Below are 16779 nucleotides of genomic sequence, written 5' to 3'. Positions count from 1 at the left end.
CCGTAAGGGGCTGCGTTCGGAAGACTGCTCCGGCAAGAGATTCAGGCCGCCAGCAGACTGGCGCGTACTTTCACTACCACTTTTTTGATGTCATCTGGCTCACCCACTGCACATCCCGGTTTATGCGGTTCTCCCGGCATAAACACAGCAAACATCCCCGCTTGCAGCGTAATAGTCTGCTCGTCGGCAATTTGACTACAAAGCTGGTAATCCTCTTCAACGTGCATCTCCTCGCACTGGCGAGCGGCACCGGACATCCCAAACGCAATACGCTCGACGCCGGTTAGTAGTAGCTGAATATCAATGTATTGTTCATGCAATTCCGCTTTCTTCTCGGCCGGCATTTGCGTCGTTAACTGCATTACATTCATAAAGATATTGTCGCCCTGCAATTCATAGCGCCCCTGCGCTTTCTCCTGCGGCCTTGCCGCCAGCGCGAGAGTCAAGGCATCCAGCAGTCGCGGATGCAACCCGCAAGAAGGCAACGACTGTACTTCCCCCATCATCATAATGTGTCTCCTTGAGCTAACAAAGCAGCGCCTAATAATCCTGCGTCATGCCGATAGCGAGCGGCGCTCAGCGCCACGTGATAAGGCTCAGGCTCTTGCATCAAAAACGCGCGAACCTGCTCCAGGTATCCCTCAGCTAACCCTACGCTGCCGCCAATGACCACACACTGGCAGTCGGTAATCGCTTTCACATCGGCGATCATTCGCGCTATTACCTGCGCGGATTGGCTTACCAGATGTCGCGCCTGCTGATGACCTTCGCCAGCGCGAATAAATAGGGTTTTGGCGTCGCATCCCGCCAGATCGTCCCGCGCCGCCGCGGCCATCCCTCGTCCGGAGGCGATGGCCTCTACACAACCAACGCGTCCACAGCCGCATACGGGCCCGTGTGGGTCCGCCAGGGTGTGTCCCAGGTGCCCGGCCAGACCGCCTTTTCCGGTAAGGAGCTTGCCGTCGCAGACAACGCCGCCGCCAACGCCGGTTGAAACGGTGATAAATACCATATCGCGGATATCATCAGGGAGCGCGTGATACTCCGCCCAGGCCGCCGCCTGCGCGTCGTTCACCGCCAGCGTCGGCAGGCCAGCGATCGTTTCCAGTGTTTGTACTAACGGAAAGTGTAGCAAGCCGCCCAGATTATGGGGGTTTAGCGCCAGCAGCATCCCTTCCTGAATGATCCCGGTAGAAGCTATCGCTACCTGACGCGCCTCTGCCCGTAGTGGTTCAACCAGCGCCTTTAATGCTTCACGTAACGCATCCGGCGTTTTGCTCGCGGGGGTCGGCAGCTCGCGACGCTGGCTAATGCGCAAGTTGTTGTCGATGAGCGCGGCGGCAAGTTTAGTCCCGCCAATATCAATTGCTAACGTAGTCATGACGCCGCCTTTTTTAATGCGTCGTTATACCATCCACAGATATGTTCCAGACGGGTAATGGCGGACCCCACCGTCACCGCCCATGCGCCATAGCGGATCGCCTCCGCCGCCAGTGCTGGCGAGTTATAGCGCCCTTCGGCTATTACCCGGCATCCGGCGTCATGCAACGCTTTGACTAAGGGCAGATCGGGTTCCTCCGGCGTATCGGGGGTGGTGTAGCCGGACATTGTCGTGCCGATAATGTCCGCGCCCAACCGTTGGCAGGCGAGACCATCGTCCACGGATGAGCAGTCGGCCATCGCCAGTAGATGGTGGTGATGAATGCGCGCCAACAACGCCTCAACGGCTACCGGCCGTTGCCGAGCGGTTCCATCAACGGCGATAATAGCTGCGCCAGCCTGCGCCAGCGCATCTACATCGTCGAGAAAAGGGGTAATGCGCACTGGAGAGTCGTCCAGATCGCGTTTGATAATGCCGATAATGGGTACCGAAACGAGCGAGCGGGCCACGCGCAGGTTGTCTATGCCTTCAATACGCACCGCAACCGCGCCCGCCTGTTCCGCCGCCAACGCCATTGCCGCTACAATCTCCGGCTTATCCAGCGGACTGCCCGGAACGGGCTGGCAGGAGACAATCAGGCCGCCAGAAGCGGCAATATTTTTATCCAGTTGTTCAAGTAACGACATACTACTCCCTTACAAATATTGCCCGGTTTAAAACCGGGCAAGCGGATTAACTTTTCGTTTTTACAAAGGCACCTTTACCACTGCCAAGCGGTACGGCTCCGCTGAACGGTTTGTCGTCGATAGCATCATGGGTGCGTAACGCTTCCGGACGTAGCCAACGCTGTACGCGAGACGGCATATCAAGCCCAATAAGCAGGATCACGACAAACGTCAGGCTGAAAGAGAGCGATGCCAGCGCAGTGCCCAGATCCAGACGTTGAGCGATCAGCGCTCCCAGGATCGGCGCCAGCGCGCCGCCGAGCGCGCCGACGTTATAAGTAAAGCCCAGCCCCGCCGCGCGCTGATCGGTATCGAAGTAACCGCCGATCAGTTTCGGCAGAATCCCGGCAATCCCCTGCCCCAACATCTGTTGGAAAAACAGTAGCAGACCCAGAACCCAGACGTTTGTGCCGCCAATCGCAAAGACCGGAATAATGAGGATTTGCGAGGCCAGCAGGCTACAGACATATGCTTTACGCGTTCCCAGCCAGTCGCCAAGAAAACCGCCTACGCAGCAACCAACCGCCGCGCCAAATCCGCTAAAGAACAGGACATTCGCCACCGTATGCGGATCGTAGGCCAGCTCGGTTTTCAGATAAGTGGGTAATAGCGCCTGAATCGGCCAGGAATAGAGGAAAGCAAACAGTACCACCAGCATCAGCATGACGCCAGTGGGCCAGCGTTTACCGCTGCTCTGCACCATAAAGCTGATAAAGATAACCGCGCACAGTAGTCCCAGCCCCGCCACAATCGCAGCATTTTGTAGGTTACCGGCAAAACAGAACCACAGCGCAGCGGCGGCGGCGAAAGTCATTAAAATGTTGATGATGCGATGCTCGCCCCGATAAAGAATGTCGACCATCGTACGTACCGGCGCTTTACCCGCGTGTTTCTCTTTCCAGTCTTCCGCTTCCGGAATGTTTTTTCGCAGCCAGAGAGCGAAGATAATTGGCAAAATGCCAATGAAAAACAGCGCGCGCCAGCCCCAGACAGGCACCACCAGGCTGTACACCTGCGCGGCAACGACCGCGCCGACGGAGAAGCCGGAAATCAGAAAACCGCTGGCTTTATTGCGTAAATGTTTTGGCCAGCTTTCAATCACATAGGTCGCGCTGGAACCATATTCGCCCGCCATGCCCATACCAATCACCAGTCGGGCGATGAACATGGTGGTGTAACCGGGCGCAAACCCGCAGGCCAGGGTTCCCACCGAAAACAGAATGATGCTGCTGACCATCGCCAGACGACGCCCATAGCGATCGCCCATCGCGCCCAGTAATAACCCGCCGAACCAGCGAGAGATAAAAGCCGCAGAAATCAGGCTTGCCGCCTGTACCGTCGTCAGCCCAAATTCGCTTTGTACCTCAGTCAGTACAAGAGCAATCAACACAAAATCAAAACCATCAAGCAGATATCCCAGCCAGGCAGCGGAAAATGCCCGCCACTGCGCCCGGTTGAGATGGCGATACCACGGGATGTTTTGGGTAGAAGTACTCATTTTACTCTCCCGACGATTTTTGTTGTCGTTATGCCGAATGGCGGCTCCGCCTTATCCGGCCTACCGCTCACACTGTTGTAGGCCGGGCAAGCGTAGCGCCCCCGGCATTATGCTGTTACGCCTTTTCTTCCATCAGTTGTTGAGCCAGCGCCTTGAGCGCCGGCAGGTATTTTTCATCAACAGGCGCGAACGGTTTACGACACAGCGGCACCGATACCACGTCCATATAATGCAGGACCGTTTTCAGGCCGCGGAATACGCCGGTTTTAATCAGTAAATCAATAACCTTATTGCACTCGGTTTGCAGACGCTGCGCTTTCGCCACATCGCCCTCACGTAATGCCTGAACAATCCCCTGATAACGCCAGCCCATAATGTTGTATGTGCTGCCGATACCGCCGTCCGCGCCCGCCAGCAGGCCGGAAGCGAAGATTTCGTCATAACCGTTGTACAGCACCAGATCCGGATGCGCGCGGCGGATCTGCTCCATCTGGAAGAGATCGCCGGAGGTTTGCTTCAGCGCGCTCACGCCCGGTAAGGTCACCAGCGTATTGATCTGATCGAGGGTAAGTTTTACACCGCTTAACGCCGGAATGTTGTATACCACCATCGGCAATCCATCTGCGGAATCAATGATTGCCCGATAATGGTCACAGTGCTCTTCAAAACTGAAAGGGTAATAAAAAGGCGTCACCGCAGAGACCGCATCAAAACCGTAACGCTTTGCGGCGCTGGCAAGCTGCTGGCTTTCTGCGGTGCTTACCGTCCCGACATGGGCGATCAGCGTGATTTTTCCCTTCGCCTCTTCGGCGACAATCTCCAGTACCTGCTCTCTTTCAGCAAGGCTCTGTACGAATGCTTCCCCGGTGGAACCGCCAACGTACAGCCCATCGATACCCTGCCCGATGTTAAAACGCACCAGACGGCGCAGGCTTTCGCTATCCAGTTGCTGCTGATGATCAAATGGGGTCAACAACGCCGCCATTACGCCTTGCAATGCTTTTGCCATACCTACCTCTACGGATGATGAATATATTAACTACCTACCTTTATACCTGTTATACCAGATCAAATAAGCAGCAAATAATACAGAACGCTTATAGTGCGATCTGCTTCACTAAACCGGGATCGGAGGTGCGATCGCTACCGCATTTTTTGACTTTTTTTACCGAGCGCGTGCCAGGTAGCGGAAACGCTATTGAGGTGGGTTTGCAGAGCGCGATCCGCTTTATCGGGATCTCGCTGGCGAATGGCATCAACAATCACAATATGCTGTTGATAACTCACGTTATTATGTTCATGCAGCTCACGATCGGGAACGCTTGGGCGAGCGGCGATTAGCCAGTCCAGCAGAGCAACATGAATAGCCATAAAGATCGGATTGCCGGGAATTTCAGCCAGCACCCGGTGAAACTCGACATCCGAACGAATAAACAGCGCGTTGTCATCCAGCGACTGGCTATTAATTTCCAGCGCTTTCGTTAACAACGCGATCTGCTCGTCGGTGGCATGTTCCGCCGCATAGCGTACCAGGCTGGATTCAAAGAAAAGCCGTAGCTGTTCAAAGTGAGCGATGCCGCCAGGATGAGTAAGAAAATCTTTCGCCATACCCGACAGTTCACTGATGATGGTATCAGCAGAGGGGCGCGAGACGCGGGCGCGTTCGCCGTTATTGATTTGCACCAGACCTTTACGCTTCAGCGCAGCTAACGCTTCACGCACGGAGGGACGTCCTACATTGAAGAAGGCCATTAATTCACGTTCAGACGGTAGCTGTTCTCCCTCGCCAAACTCATGACGGCGGATCATCTGCTCCAGCTCTTCCTCAACCATTTCAGACAGTTTTTTACGCGCCAGCGGGCGGCGACGCAAACTACGCCCGAGGGATGTCGGTGAATCTTCTGCTTGCGAATCAAATGCGTTCATAACGTCCATTCATGAGTGGTCGGTGGCAAATAATAGCAAGCTTATCGTAACACAGCTTCAAAAGCAGGGTGAACCCGCGAGGAGACCAAACAAAACAGGCCCTTCAGGGCCTGTTGATTATTTTACTACGCGTAGCGCCGGACGTCCGCCACGCGGCGGAGGCGGCTCGTCATCAGGACTACTGTCGTCATCGTGGTCGGGCTTATCGCCATCAATGACGGACATCACGGTCTCGCTTTCCGCGCCTGCGGTATTGTCATCATCATTTAAGCTGACAACGTCTTCATCATAGGCGGCTTCAGGCTCAAACATGGTGCCTGCGCCGTTTTCACGGGCGTAAATCGCCAGCACCGCAGCCAAAGGCACAGAAACCTGACGGGGAACGCCGCCGAAGCGCGCATTAAAACGCACTTCATCATTAGACAGCTCCAGATTACCTACCGCCCGCGGCGCAATATTGAGGACGATTTGCCCATCACGCGCATATTCCATAGGGACATGCACGCCAGGCAGCATCACATCCACCACCAGATGCGGGGTCAACTGGTTATCCAGCAACCACTCGTAGAAAGCACGCAACAGATAGGGACGACGCGGCGTCAACTGTGACAAATCCATACAGGTTAACCCCGACCGAGGCGCATTTCACGTTCAGCTTCGGTTAAAGAAGCCAGGAAAGAATCACGCTCAAAGACGCGGGTCATATAGCCTTTCAGCTCTTTCGCCCCTGCACCGCTGAATTCAATACCCAACTGCGGTAAACGCCACAGGAGAGGCGCCAGGTAGCAATCAACCAGGCTGAATTCGTCGCTCAGGAAATACGGTTTCTGACCAAATACCGGCGCAATCGCCAGCAGCTCTTCACGCAGTTGTTTACGCGCAGAGTCGGCCTCGGAAGCAGACCCGTTTACGATGACGTTCATCAGCGTATACCAGTCTTTTTCAATACGGTGCATGTACAGACGGCTTTCACCGCGCGCGACCGGATAAACCGGCATCAGCGGCGGATGAGGGAAACGCTCATCCAGATATTCCATAATGATGCGAGATTCCCACAGGGTCAGCTCACGATCCACCAGTGTCGGAACGCTTTGATTCGGGTTGAGGTCAATCAGATCCTGAGGTGGATTGTCCTTTTCCACATGTTCGATCTCAAAACTAACACCCTTTTCAGCCAACACAATGCGGACCTGATGGCTATAGATGTCAGTAGGACCAGAAAACAGCGTCATTACCGAACGTTTGTTGGCAGCGACAGCCATGAAAACCTCCAGGTATATTCAGAATTTTTACTGCTACCAGCCACAATGTGACCAGCCAGATGTTATGTCACCCAGGGCGAAAAAAGCCATCATTGCTCAGAAACGAGACAAAAAATGAACATTCCCCGCTATTTGGGCAGAAAATTGGATGATAGTTTACCAGATTTTGTGACCTTTGTGGTGAGTCGATTCTGGAATTGGGGAAAAAGAGATATTCCTGGTCTGAAATGCTCGCCCCACCTGAGATATTGTCTTTCGCCTGTTATGCCTGTACTACCGGTGCGCCCCAGCCATCAAAACTGCCGCCATGTTTTTCAGCCAGATCGGTAAGCTGGCAAGTGATTTCTGTCATATGCCATTGTTGCGGAGCATCGGTGCTGATAAAAGACGCCATAAACCCCTGTTGCGGGTCATTCATTCGAATACTGACCAGCGTTATGCCATACGGTAATGCAGCAATATCTTGCGCCAGGTCGCGCGCTGCGACCTCTGTAGGCAATGTCGCATAATAATCAATAGCGCGCGGAAGCGTCAGATCATCACCTTGTTCCTGTAATCCCCGGCACACACGGGAATCGTGTATCCAGTTCCAGTCGTATCGGGTTGGATACAAGAACTGGCGGTAAAAGTTTCCTTTATCATTGTGACTCTCTCTATAACTAAAAGAGATTTCCGGGCCACCAGCGAGCAATTTATCCAGCGTCTTTTCCCAGTTAAGATCCTCTTCCGACATGAACACAAAATCGCGCCAGCCTTGTTGGGTAACCACACCCACCAGCCAGATCGGAAACGTCTTCCCCTTTTCATCAAGCCAGTCCTCTATACGATTTAAACTCTGTGTTTCATCGGGCTGCGGTAAACCATTTTCATAACAGTTGGTGTAATGAACACGTAAGAACCCGGTATGGATAAGGCGATCAAATTTTTCATCCTGAATGGCGCCGATATCCACACGTATACCCGTAACATGGTCATCCACCGTTGTTATAAAGAATTCCCATTTATTCGACAGCATTAACGACTCTTTCTTAGTAAACAATGAGTTAAAAAATCCCACTGTGACTTCCTTTTCTCTGAGCGTGCATGAAAAATGAATAAGATGAGAATAATGCTAAAGATAGGGAGGAAAAGAGACTGGATTCGGACTTTAGCCATAAAAAAACCCGCCGAAGCGGGTTTTTTCGCTAACAGTTGTCTGCCGAAGCAGAACCCCATTAACGTTTGGAGAACTGCGGACGACGACGTGCTTTACGCAGGCCGACTTTCTTACGTTCAACCTGACGAGCGTCACGAGTAACGAAGCCAGCTTTACGCAGTTCGCCACGCAGGGACTCGTCGTACTCCATCAGAGCGCGGGTGATACCGTGACGGATCGCACCAGCCTGACCAGAGATACCACCACCTTTAACAGTGATGTACAGATCCAGTTTCTCAACCATGTCGACCAGTTCCAGCGGCTGACGAACTACCATGCGGGCAGTTTCACGACCGAAGTACTGTTCCAGAGAACGTTGGTTGATAACGATTTTACCGTTGCCCGGTTTGATGAACACGCGAGCTGCGGAACTTTTGCGGCGACCAGTGCCGTAGTATTGATTTTCAGCCATTGCCTATAATCCCGATTAGATGTCAAGAACTTGCGGTTGCTGTGCCGCGTGGTTGTGCTCGTTGCCCGCGTAAACTTTCAGTTTACGGAACATAGCACGACCCAGCGGGCCTTTTGGCAGCATGCCTTTAACCGCGATTTCAATCACACGCTCAGGACGGCGGGCAATCATCTCTTCAAAGGTCGCTTGTTTGATACCACCGATGTGGCCGGTGTGGTGATAGTACACTTTGTCAGTACGCTTGTTGCCGGTTACAGCAACTTTGTCAGCGTTCAGAACGATGATGTAATCACCGGTATCTACGTGCGGAGTGTATTCCGCTTTGTGCTTACCGCGCAGGCGACGAGCCAGTTCAGTAGCCAGACGGCCCAGAGTTTTACCGGTCGCGTCAACAACATACCAGTCGCGTTTTACGGTTTCTGGTTTAGCTGTAAAAGTTTTCATTAAAAGCTTACCCAAATAAATAAGTTACACGTTGGTGAACACCCAAACGTTTAAATAGTTGAGGTTCACACGACAAAGTCCGGTAAACCTACCCCCTCGGATATGTTTGGCCGGCACAGAGAAAGTTTGGGAAAAAACTCTCTTGTAACGTGGGGTCGCAGGATTATAGAGAAGTCCAGGTCAAAGATCGACCCCTTTTTGCGATTTGCCGCGGGTTTTATTCAGGCCTGGTTCACCCTCCGGTAGGGGAGGTTGCACAGATATGATACCGCACAATGCCGGGGCGCTGCGCTTGTCCGGCTTACGGCATATGCTCCCGCTTGAGATACTCCGCACTCTGCATCTCTTGCAGGCGTGACAGACAGCGCTGAAATTCAAACTTGAGGCGCTCCCCCTGATAAATCTCATATAACGGCGCGGCGGCGCTGACCACCAGCTTAACGTGGCGCTCGTAAAACTCATCCACCAGAGCAATAAAGCGGCGCGCTTCGTTCTCCATCAGCGGCGTCATGACCGGCACGCCAAACAGCAGAACCGTGTGAAATAACCTTGAGAGCGCAATGTAATCATGCTGGCTGCGGGCCTCGACGCACAGCGTAGCGAAAGAGACCGCTAACGTTTGGTTTTCAACGCCCAGGGTGGATAAAGGGCGATGATTGATTTCCAGCGTCGGAGCGTGCTCGCGCGCGGCCCCCGCTAACGCCAACCATAGTTTATCCATTTGCCGCCGGGTTTCATCATTAAGCGGCGTTAGCCATAAATGGGCCTGCGTCAGCGTCCGCAGTCGGTAATCGACGCCGGCGTCCACATTCATAATGTCGCAGTGCTGTTTAATGGCATCGATAGCCGGCAGGAAGCGGGCGCGTTGCAAACCGTTGCGGTAGAGTTCATCCGGCGGAATATTGGAGGTCGCGACCAGCGTAATGCCGCGTGCAAAAAGCGCTTTCATTAAACCGCCCAGCAGCATGGCGTCGGTAATATCGGTGACGAAAAACTCATCGAAACACAGTACGTCCGTCTCGGTTTTAAACCGATCGGCAATAATGTCTAACGGATCGATCTGTCCCTGTAACGCGGTAAGTTCTTCATGCACGCGCAGCATAAACCGATGAAAATGCAGACGTAGTTTTCGCTCGCCCGGCAGGCTGTGGTAGAAGAGATCCATGAGCCATGTTTTGCCGCGCCCCACGCCCCCCCACATATACAGCCCGCGAACCGGTATTTGCGCGTCCGGTTCGTTTTTGCCTAATAATTTCCCCAGTCGCGCTATCAGACCGCCGGGTGGCGTAGCCGACGATTTTTTCGCGGTGAGCGCCTGATAAAGGGTTTCCAGACGGTCGACCGCCTCTTTCTGTACGTTGTCAGGCTGATGGGTGCCTTCGTTGAGTGCCTGGAGATAACGCGATGTAGGGGAAAGGCTTTGCATAATGTTATTGTTATTCCTTGAAAATCGATGTGCCGTCGTTCACGGCTGACGAAAAAAAGGCCGTTCTACACTACGCGATATGCTGTCGGGATTCCACTTCTACGGAATTAGCGGTTATAGTGGCATAATCAGGCGCGGGCATGGAGCCTGGAGCCAACACCCTACGGAAACATAAGACAACGGGAGATGTTCATGACCTGGGAATATGCGCTAATTGGATTAGTCGTCGGTATCATCATTGGTGCCGTGGCCATGCGTTTTGGTAATCGTAAGTTACGTCAACAGCAGGCATTGCAGTACGAACTGGAAAAAAACAAAGCTGAGCTGGAAGAGTACCGTGAAGAGCTGGTTAGCCACTTCGCCCGCAGCGCGGAACTGCTGGATACCATGGCGCATGATTACCGCCAGCTGTATCAGCATATGGCGAAAAGCTCCAGCAGTCTGCTGCCGGAAATGTCTGCGGAGTCGAATCCGTTCCGTAACCGTCTGGCGGAGTCTGAGGCGAGCAACGATCAGGCACCAGTACAAATGCCACGTGATTATTCTGAAGGCGCGTCTGGCCTGTTACGTAGCGGCGCAAAGCGCGATTAATCGCACGCCGTTAAGAAATTTATCGGGCGCATCGCTTGCGCCCTCTCTCTATCTTTCCTGTCCCAGCTATTATCATTGTTACCAGGCTGAAAATTCAATAACATCAATCTGTTTTGAATTGTCTATCCGTTCATTCAAGGTACGAGAGCAGCATCCATGAAAAAACACACCCAGCTGTTAAGTGCATTAGCGTTAAGTGTCGGGTTAACTCTTTCGGCACCGTTTCCAGCCCTTGCATCGATACCAGGCCAGGTACCAGGCCAGGCGACGCTGCCAAGCCTTGCCCCTATGCTGGAGAAAGTGCTGCCTGCTGTCGTCAGCGTAAAAGTCGAGGGAACCGCCGCCCAGAGCCAAAAAGTGCCGGAGGAGTTTAAAAAATTCTTTGGCGAGGATCTGCCAGACCAGCCGTCCCAGCCGTTTGAAGGACTCGGTTCGGGGGTGATTATCGATGCCGCGAAAGGCTATGTATTAACCAATAATCATGTGATTAATCAGGCACAAAAGATCAGCATTCAACTGAATGACGGACGCGAATTCGACGCGAAGCTGATCGGCGGCGACGACCAGAGCGATATCGCTCTGTTACAAATTCAGAATCCCAGCAAGTTAACGCAAATTGCCATCGCCGATTCCGACAAACTCCGCGTCGGCGATTTCGCCGTGGCGGTCGGTAATCCGTTTGGTCTTGGACAAACCGCCACCTCCGGGATTATTTCAGCGCTGGGACGCAGCGGGCTTAATCTGGAAGGGCTTGAGAACTTTATTCAAACCGATGCCTCTATTAACCGCGGCAACTCCGGCGGCGCGCTGCTTAACCTGAACGGCGAGCTGATCGGGATTAATACCGCGATCCTCGCACCAGGTGGCGGGAGTATCGGCATTGGCTTTGCTATTCCTTCCAATATGGCGCAGACGCTGGCGCAGCAGTTGATTCAGTTCGGCGAAATCAAACGCGGATTGCTGGGAATTAAAGGCACTGAAATGACCGCTGATATCGCTAAGGCATTCAAACTGAACGTTCAGCGTGGCGCTTTTGTCAGCGAGGTTTTACCCAATTCAGGTTCGGCGAAGGCCGGAGTGAAATCCGGAGACGTGATTATCAGTCTTAACGGTAAACCGTTGAATAGCTTTGCCGAACTGCGTTCACGTATCGCCACCACCGAACCGGGCACGAAAGTGAAGCTGGGCCTGCTGCGCGATGGTAAGCAGCTGGAGGTGGAAGTCACGCTGGATTCCAATACCTCTTCTTCCGCCAGCGCCGAAATGATCGCCCCGGCGTTGCAAGGCGCGACGTTGAGCGACGGCCAGCTGAAAGACGGGACGAAAGGCGTTAAGGTTGATAGCGTCGAAAAAAGCAGTCCTGCCGCGCAGGCCGGTTTGCAAAAAGATGATGTTATCACCGGCGTTAATCGCGATCGCATCAGTTCTATCGCCGAAATGCGCAAAGTGATGGCGGCAAAACCGTCCATCATTGCTCTTCAGGTAGTACGCGGCAACGAGAACATTTATCTATTGCTGCGCTAATCCTGTCTTAAACCGGGCATCAGCCTGCGATGTGATGTCCGGTTAACTCATGGTATGCTGCTGCCGTTCCCTTTTTTAACGACGCCTCCATCATGTTTGTGAAGCTCTTACGTTCGGTCGCAATAGGTTTAATTGTCGGCGCTATTCTGTTGGCCGTCATGCCTTCTTTGCGCAAAATTAATCCTATCGCCGTCCCGCAATTCGACAGTACCGATGAGACGCCAGCCAGTTATAATTTTGCGGTTCGCCGCGCCGCGCCTGCCGTCGTCAATGTCTATAACCGCAGTATGAACAGTACCGCGCATAATCAACTGGAGATCCGCACGCTGGGTTCCGGCGTGATCATGGATCAACGCGGTTATATTATTACTAACAAGCACGTGATTAACGATGCCGATCAGATTATCGTCGCGCTACAGGATGGCCGCGTCTTTGAAGCGCTACTGGTTGGCTCCGATTCGCTTACCGATCTGGCGGTGCTGAAGATCAACGCCACTGGCGGGCTACCTACCATCCCGATTAATACAAAGCGTACACCGCATATTGGCGACGTCGTACTGGCTATCGGCAACCCATATAATCTGGGACAGACCATCACCCAGGGGATCATCAGCGCAACGGGTCGTATCGGCTTGAACCCGACGGGGCGACAGAATTTTCTCCAGACCGACGCCTCGATTAACCACGGTAATTCCGGCGGCGCGCTGGTCAACTCGTTAGGCGAACTGATGGGGATCAACACCCTCTCTTTTGATAAGAGTAACGATGGCGAAACGCCGGAAGGCCTGGGTTTTGCGATTCCTTTCCAGCTAGCCACGAAAATTATGGATAAGCTTATCCGCGACGGTCGCGTGATTCGCGGCTATATCGGTATTGGCGGACGAGAAATCGCGCCGCTGCACGCGCAGCAGGGTAGCGGCATGGACCCGATTCAGGGCATTGTCGTTAATGAAGTGACGCCAAACGGCCCCGCCGCGCTTGCCGGTATTCAGGTTAATGATTTGATTATTTCGGTCAATAATAAACCCGCCGTGTCCGCGCTGGAGACGATGGATCAGGTGGCGGAAATCCGCCCGGGCTCCGTCATTCCGGTCGTGGTAATGCGGGATGATAAGCAGCTCACGTTCCAGGTGACAGTGCAGGAATACCCGGCGTCGAACTAAAACGACGCTGCTTTTGCCCGCGTCGTTCGACGGCTAGTCAATAAAGACTGGCCCTGCCGGAAAATGCGCCAGGAAACTCGTGAAGATCAGCAGAGCGGGGAGACTTTTCTCCCCGACGGCCTCTTCACGCAGCGCCTTATCGAGTGCCAATAAGCCAGACTCGCCCCCTTCCCCCAGAATGCCGCCCATCCAGAGCAGTCGTTGCGCCTGTTGACGCGCATACTGCGATGCGCTTTTCCAGGCGACCAGATGCAGCAACGTTTGTAACAGCAGGATCCGAGACGCGTGACCATCGCGTTGTAATCGCCTGAATACGGGTAATGCAATACTACGTACCGTCGAGAAACCGCTCGCCGCCTCCCCCTCAATCGGCGATAAACCAACAGCCGCCTGTTTGACGAAATCGCATAACTGATTGTGTGTTAATGGCCGCTCGCCTGCGCTCATATACCCTGCGGCAAAACAGAGTAACCCGATACCCTGAGCCCAATCGGTCGATGGCAGAATCCCCTGCGGAACATTCGGTGCCGACGTCTGTGCGGCACAAAGCCCCTCGTCGTAACACTGTGCAAAACGTTGCTCATATATTGCTGAGTTGACGCCAGACCACGGCAGCAAATGCAGCGCTGGCTCAAGCTCAGTTATCTGATTCACCGTCTCAACAACATAATGCAAGATGGTTTCTCTGGATGGCATGGATGTACCTTGCCGAAACGCAACCATTTCACTCATTACTGTGTCCTCATTTTGCGGGAGCAGAATCACTGCTCCCGATTAGATTGGATTACATTGCCAGCACGTACTTGAGCATCACGCCGGCGGCAATGGCCGAACCAATAACACCCGCCACGTTCGGCCCCATCGCATGCATCAGCAGGAAGTTCTGCGGGTCCGATTCCAGCCCCACTTTGTTCGATACGCGGGCCGCCATCGGCACTGCCGACACCCCCGCCGAACCGATAAGCGGGTTGATTTTGTTCTTACTGCACAGGTTCAGCAGCTTCGCCATCAGCACCCCGGCGGCAGTCCCGATACCAAAGGCAATCACACCCAGCAGCAGAATGCCCAGCGTCTGCGGCTGCAGGAACTTGTCCGCCACCAGCTTGGCGCCCACCGACAGTCCGAGGAAGATGGTCACGATATTAATCAGACCGTTCTGTACCGTGTCGCTCAGACGCTCCACCACGCCGCTTTCACGCATCAGATTGCCAAAGCAGAACATCCCCAGCAGCGGCGCGGCGTCCGGCAGCAGCAGCGCCACCAGCAGTAACAGCACCACCGGAAAGAGGATTTTTTCCCGCTTACTCACCGTACGCAGCTGCACCATGCGGATTTTGCGCTCTTTCTCGCTGGTCAGCGCGCGCATAATCGGCGGCTGGATTAACGGCACCAGCGCCATATACGAGTACGCCGCCACCGCAATGGCCCCCAGCAGCTCCGGCGCCAGCTTGCCCGACAGGTAAATGGCCGTCGGACCGTCCGCGCCGCCGATGATGCCTATCGCCGCCGCCTGCGGCAGGGTGAAGGAAATCAGGCCGAAGTAGTTCAGCGTCAGCGCCCCCAGCACGGTGGCGAAGATGCCGAACTGCGCCGCCGCCCCCAGCAGCAGGGTGCGCGGGTTGGCCAGCAGCGGGCCGAAGTCGGTCATCGCGCCGACGCCCATGAAGATGACCAGCGGTGCGACACCGGAGCCAATCGCCACTTTATAGAACAGCGCCAGCACCCCCGGCGTGTAGCCCATGTCCACCGCCAGGTTCTCCATCTGGCTCTGGACGGAGGGCAGCGCCAGCGCTAATGCCTCTTTAATCGCGTGCACGTCCGGCGCGCAGTTCAGCTTCGCGGCAATCACCGCCAGCTGCCCGGCGTCGTGATGGGCCAGCAGGCTCTCCAGCGCGGTCAGCGCCATGCCCGCTTCCGGGATATTGGAGAGCAGGCCGCCGAAGCCAATTGGCAGCAGCAGTAACGGCTCGAACTTCTTCGCTATCGCCAGCCACAGCAGCAGCAGGCTCACCAGCAGCATGATGGCCTGGCCTGCGCCAAGGTGCATCAGCCCCATGCCCTGAAGCAGGGCGTTCAGACTTTCCATTTCCGCTCCTCGTCCTTACGCCAGCGTCATCAGGGTGTCGCCGACGGAAACCGCGTCCCCGGACTTCACCGCGATACCGTGTACCGTCCCGGCCTGCGCGGCGCGGATTTCGGTTTCCATCTTCATGGCTTCCAGAATCAGCAGCACATCGCCTTCGGCCACGCTCTGGCCCTCGGTGGCAATCACCTTCCAGATATTGCCCGCCAGCGGGGCGGTGACCGGGGTGCCGGCGCCTGCCGGGGCGGCAGCCTGAACCGGTGCGGAAGACGGGGTGGCAGCAGTGAGCTGGCTGATATCGCCGCCGTCGCTGACCTTCACCACAAAGGCTTTGCCTTCCACTTCCACGGTGTAGATACCGGAAGCTGCAGGCTTCTCTGCTTTTGCCACCGGCTGCGCGGCTTCCGCCTGCGGTACCGGCTCAAACGCCGCCGGGTTGTGGCGGTTTTCGAGGAATTTGAGGCCAATCTGCGGGAACAGCGCCACGGTGAGCACGTCGTCGATGGCGTTTCCCGCCAGAGTAATCCCCTTCTCCTGCGCCTGGCGCCTGACGTCCGCTTCCAGTTCAGCCAGTTCCGGTTTGAGTAAATCCGCCGGACGGCAGGTCACCGGAGCGCCCCCTTCCAGCACGCGGATCTGTAGCGCGGCGTTGACCGGCACCGGCGTGTGGCCGTATTCGCCTTTCAGAATGCCGGCGGTCTCTTTGGCGATGGTTTTGTAGCGTTCGCCGGTCAGGACGTTGAGCACCGCCTGGGTGCCGACAATCTGCGAGGTCGGGGTCACCAGCGGGATAAAGCCGAGGTCCTCGCGCACGCGGGGGATTTCCGCCAGCACCTGGTCGAGTTTGTCCGCCGCGTTCTGCTGCTTCAGCTGGCCTTCCAGGTTGGTGAGCATTCCGCCCGGCACCTGGGCCACGAGGATGCGGCTGTCGTAGCCCTTCAGTTGGCCTTCAAAGGCGTGGTACTTTTTGCGCACCTCGCGGAAGTACGCGGCGATGCTCTCCAGCTTCAGGATATCCAGACCGGTGTCATGCTCAGTACCTGCCAACGTCGCCACCAGCGCTTCGGTGGCCGGGTGGCCGTAGGTGGCGCTCATGGAGGAAATCGCCGTGTCCACGCCGTCAACACCCGCCTCGATAGCCTTCAGCAG

18 protein-coding genes are annotated in these 16779 nt (G+C 55.0%); 3 read left to right on the top strand and 15 right to left on the bottom strand.

The features are described 5' to 3' along the window. Positions 1–41 precede the first annotated feature (41 nt). The 12 genes from nanQ to zapE all read right to left on the bottom strand — a co-directional run bounded on the left by nanQ (position 42) and on the right by zapE (position 10269). Positions 42–509 (bottom strand): N-acetylneuraminate anomerase, encoded by a 468-nt coding sequence (gene nanQ / locus ACLD4F_RS14490; protein WP_058331954.1) that lies wholly within the window; start codon positions 507–509, stop codon positions 42–44. After that, entirely contained in the window at positions 506–1381 is an 876-nt protein-coding gene (gene nanK, locus ACLD4F_RS14485; RefSeq protein ID WP_000208982.1) for an N-acetylmannosamine kinase, read from the bottom strand. The genes nanQ and nanK overlap by 4 nt, the downstream gene beginning before the upstream one ends. Continuing rightward, positions 1378–2067, bottom strand: a complete 690-nt coding sequence (locus tag ACLD4F_RS14480; protein ID WP_000054444.1) for an N-acetylmannosamine-6-phosphate 2-epimerase — start codon at positions 2065–2067, stop codon at positions 1378–1380. The genes nanK and ACLD4F_RS14480 overlap by 4 nt, the downstream gene beginning before the upstream one ends. Positions 2068–2113: 46 nt before the next feature. Further along, positions 2114–3604, bottom strand: coding sequence for a sialic acid transporter NanT (gene nanT, locus ACLD4F_RS14475; RefSeq protein ID WP_000108071.1), 1491 nt, complete (start codon positions 3602–3604; stop codon positions 2114–2116). A gap of 115 nt (positions 3605–3719) precedes the next feature. Continuing rightward, the gene (gene nanA / locus ACLD4F_RS14470) at positions 3720–4613 is read right to left on the bottom strand and encodes an N-acetylneuraminate lyase (RefSeq protein ID WP_001029667.1); all 894 of its coding nucleotides are present in this window, start codon (positions 4611–4613) and stop codon (positions 3720–3722) included. Positions 4614–4747: 134 nt separating this feature from the next. Beyond that, complete coding sequence (nanR, locus tag ACLD4F_RS14465; protein WP_000382926.1) at positions 4748–5539, bottom strand: transcriptional regulator NanR; 792 nt, start codon at positions 5537–5539, stop codon at positions 4748–4750. Positions 5540–5647: 108 nt separating this feature from the next. Next, entirely contained in the window at positions 5648–6148 is a 501-nt protein-coding gene (gene sspB, locus ACLD4F_RS14460; RefSeq protein WP_000366112.1) for a ClpXP protease specificity-enhancing factor, read from the bottom strand. 5 nt (positions 6149–6153) lie between these two features. After that, on the bottom strand, positions 6154–6792 hold the full coding sequence (sspA, locus tag ACLD4F_RS14455) for a stringent starvation protein SspA (protein WP_000257298.1): 639 nt from the start codon (positions 6790–6792) through the stop codon (positions 6154–6156). Between the two features lie 262 nt (positions 6793–7054). Then, a complete protein-coding gene (locus tag ACLD4F_RS14450; RefSeq protein ID WP_001739021.1) occupies positions 7055–7807 on the bottom strand; it encodes a DUF695 domain-containing protein in 753 nt (250 codons plus the stop codon). Between the two features lie 199 nt (positions 7808–8006). Next, complete coding sequence (gene rpsI, locus ACLD4F_RS14445; RefSeq protein WP_000829815.1) at positions 8007–8399, bottom strand: 30S ribosomal protein S9; 393 nt, start codon at positions 8397–8399, stop codon at positions 8007–8009. Positions 8400–8414: 15 nt separating this feature from the next. Beyond that, entirely contained in the window at positions 8415–8843 is a 429-nt protein-coding gene (rplM, locus tag ACLD4F_RS14440) for a 50S ribosomal protein L13 (RefSeq protein ID WP_000847559.1), read from the bottom strand. A gap of 301 nt (positions 8844–9144) precedes the next feature. Beyond that, positions 9145–10269, bottom strand: coding sequence for a cell division protein ZapE (gene zapE / locus ACLD4F_RS14435; protein WP_079981808.1), 1125 nt, complete (start codon positions 10267–10269; stop codon positions 9145–9147). 192 nt (positions 10270–10461) lie between these two features. On the opposite strand from zapE, the gene zapG reads away from it, so the two are divergent. From zapG to degS, 3 genes are all read left to right on the top strand, one after another. Continuing rightward, positions 10462–10860, top strand: a complete 399-nt coding sequence (zapG, locus tag ACLD4F_RS14430; RefSeq protein WP_001519074.1) for a Z-ring associated protein ZapG — start codon at positions 10462–10464, stop codon at positions 10858–10860. Positions 10861–11016: 156 nt separating this feature from the next. After that, complete coding sequence (degQ, locus tag ACLD4F_RS14425; RefSeq protein WP_058331958.1) at positions 11017–12384, top strand: serine endoprotease DegQ; 1368 nt, start codon at positions 11017–11019, stop codon at positions 12382–12384. Positions 12385–12476: 92 nt separating this feature from the next. Further along, on the top strand, positions 12477–13547 hold the full coding sequence (gene degS, locus ACLD4F_RS14420) for an outer membrane-stress sensor serine endopeptidase DegS (protein WP_000497705.1): 1071 nt from the start codon (positions 12477–12479) through the stop codon (positions 13545–13547). Between the two features lie 33 nt (positions 13548–13580). On the opposite strand, the gene ACLD4F_RS14415 is transcribed toward degS, so the two are convergent. The 3 genes from ACLD4F_RS14415 to ACLD4F_RS14405 form a co-directional block, all read right to left on the bottom strand. After that, positions 13581–14312: a triphosphoribosyl-dephospho-CoA synthase gene (locus ACLD4F_RS14415; RefSeq protein ID WP_000602026.1), complete on the bottom strand. Its 732-nt coding sequence runs from the start codon at positions 14310–14312 to the stop codon at positions 13581–13583. A 19-nt stretch (positions 14313–14331) separates the two neighbouring features. Next, positions 14332–15633 (bottom strand): oxalacetate decarboxylase subunit beta, encoded by a 1302-nt coding sequence (locus tag ACLD4F_RS14410; RefSeq protein WP_001748593.1) that lies wholly within the window; start codon positions 15631–15633, stop codon positions 14332–14334. A 15-nt stretch (positions 15634–15648) separates the two neighbouring features. Further along, the coding region (locus tag ACLD4F_RS14405; RefSeq protein ID WP_411010872.1) for a biotin/lipoyl-containing protein at positions 15649–16779 on the bottom strand (1131 nt) is incomplete at its 5' end.

Source organism: Salmonella sp. 741265050_HSA, from assembly GCF_046569445.1.
In the GTDB taxonomy this organism is placed as follows: domain Bacteria; phylum Pseudomonadota; class Gammaproteobacteria; order Enterobacterales; family Enterobacteriaceae; genus Salmonella; species Salmonella enterica.
Note: the sequence above shows the minus strand (reverse complement) of the source record. Positions and strands in the feature narration are given on the sequence as shown.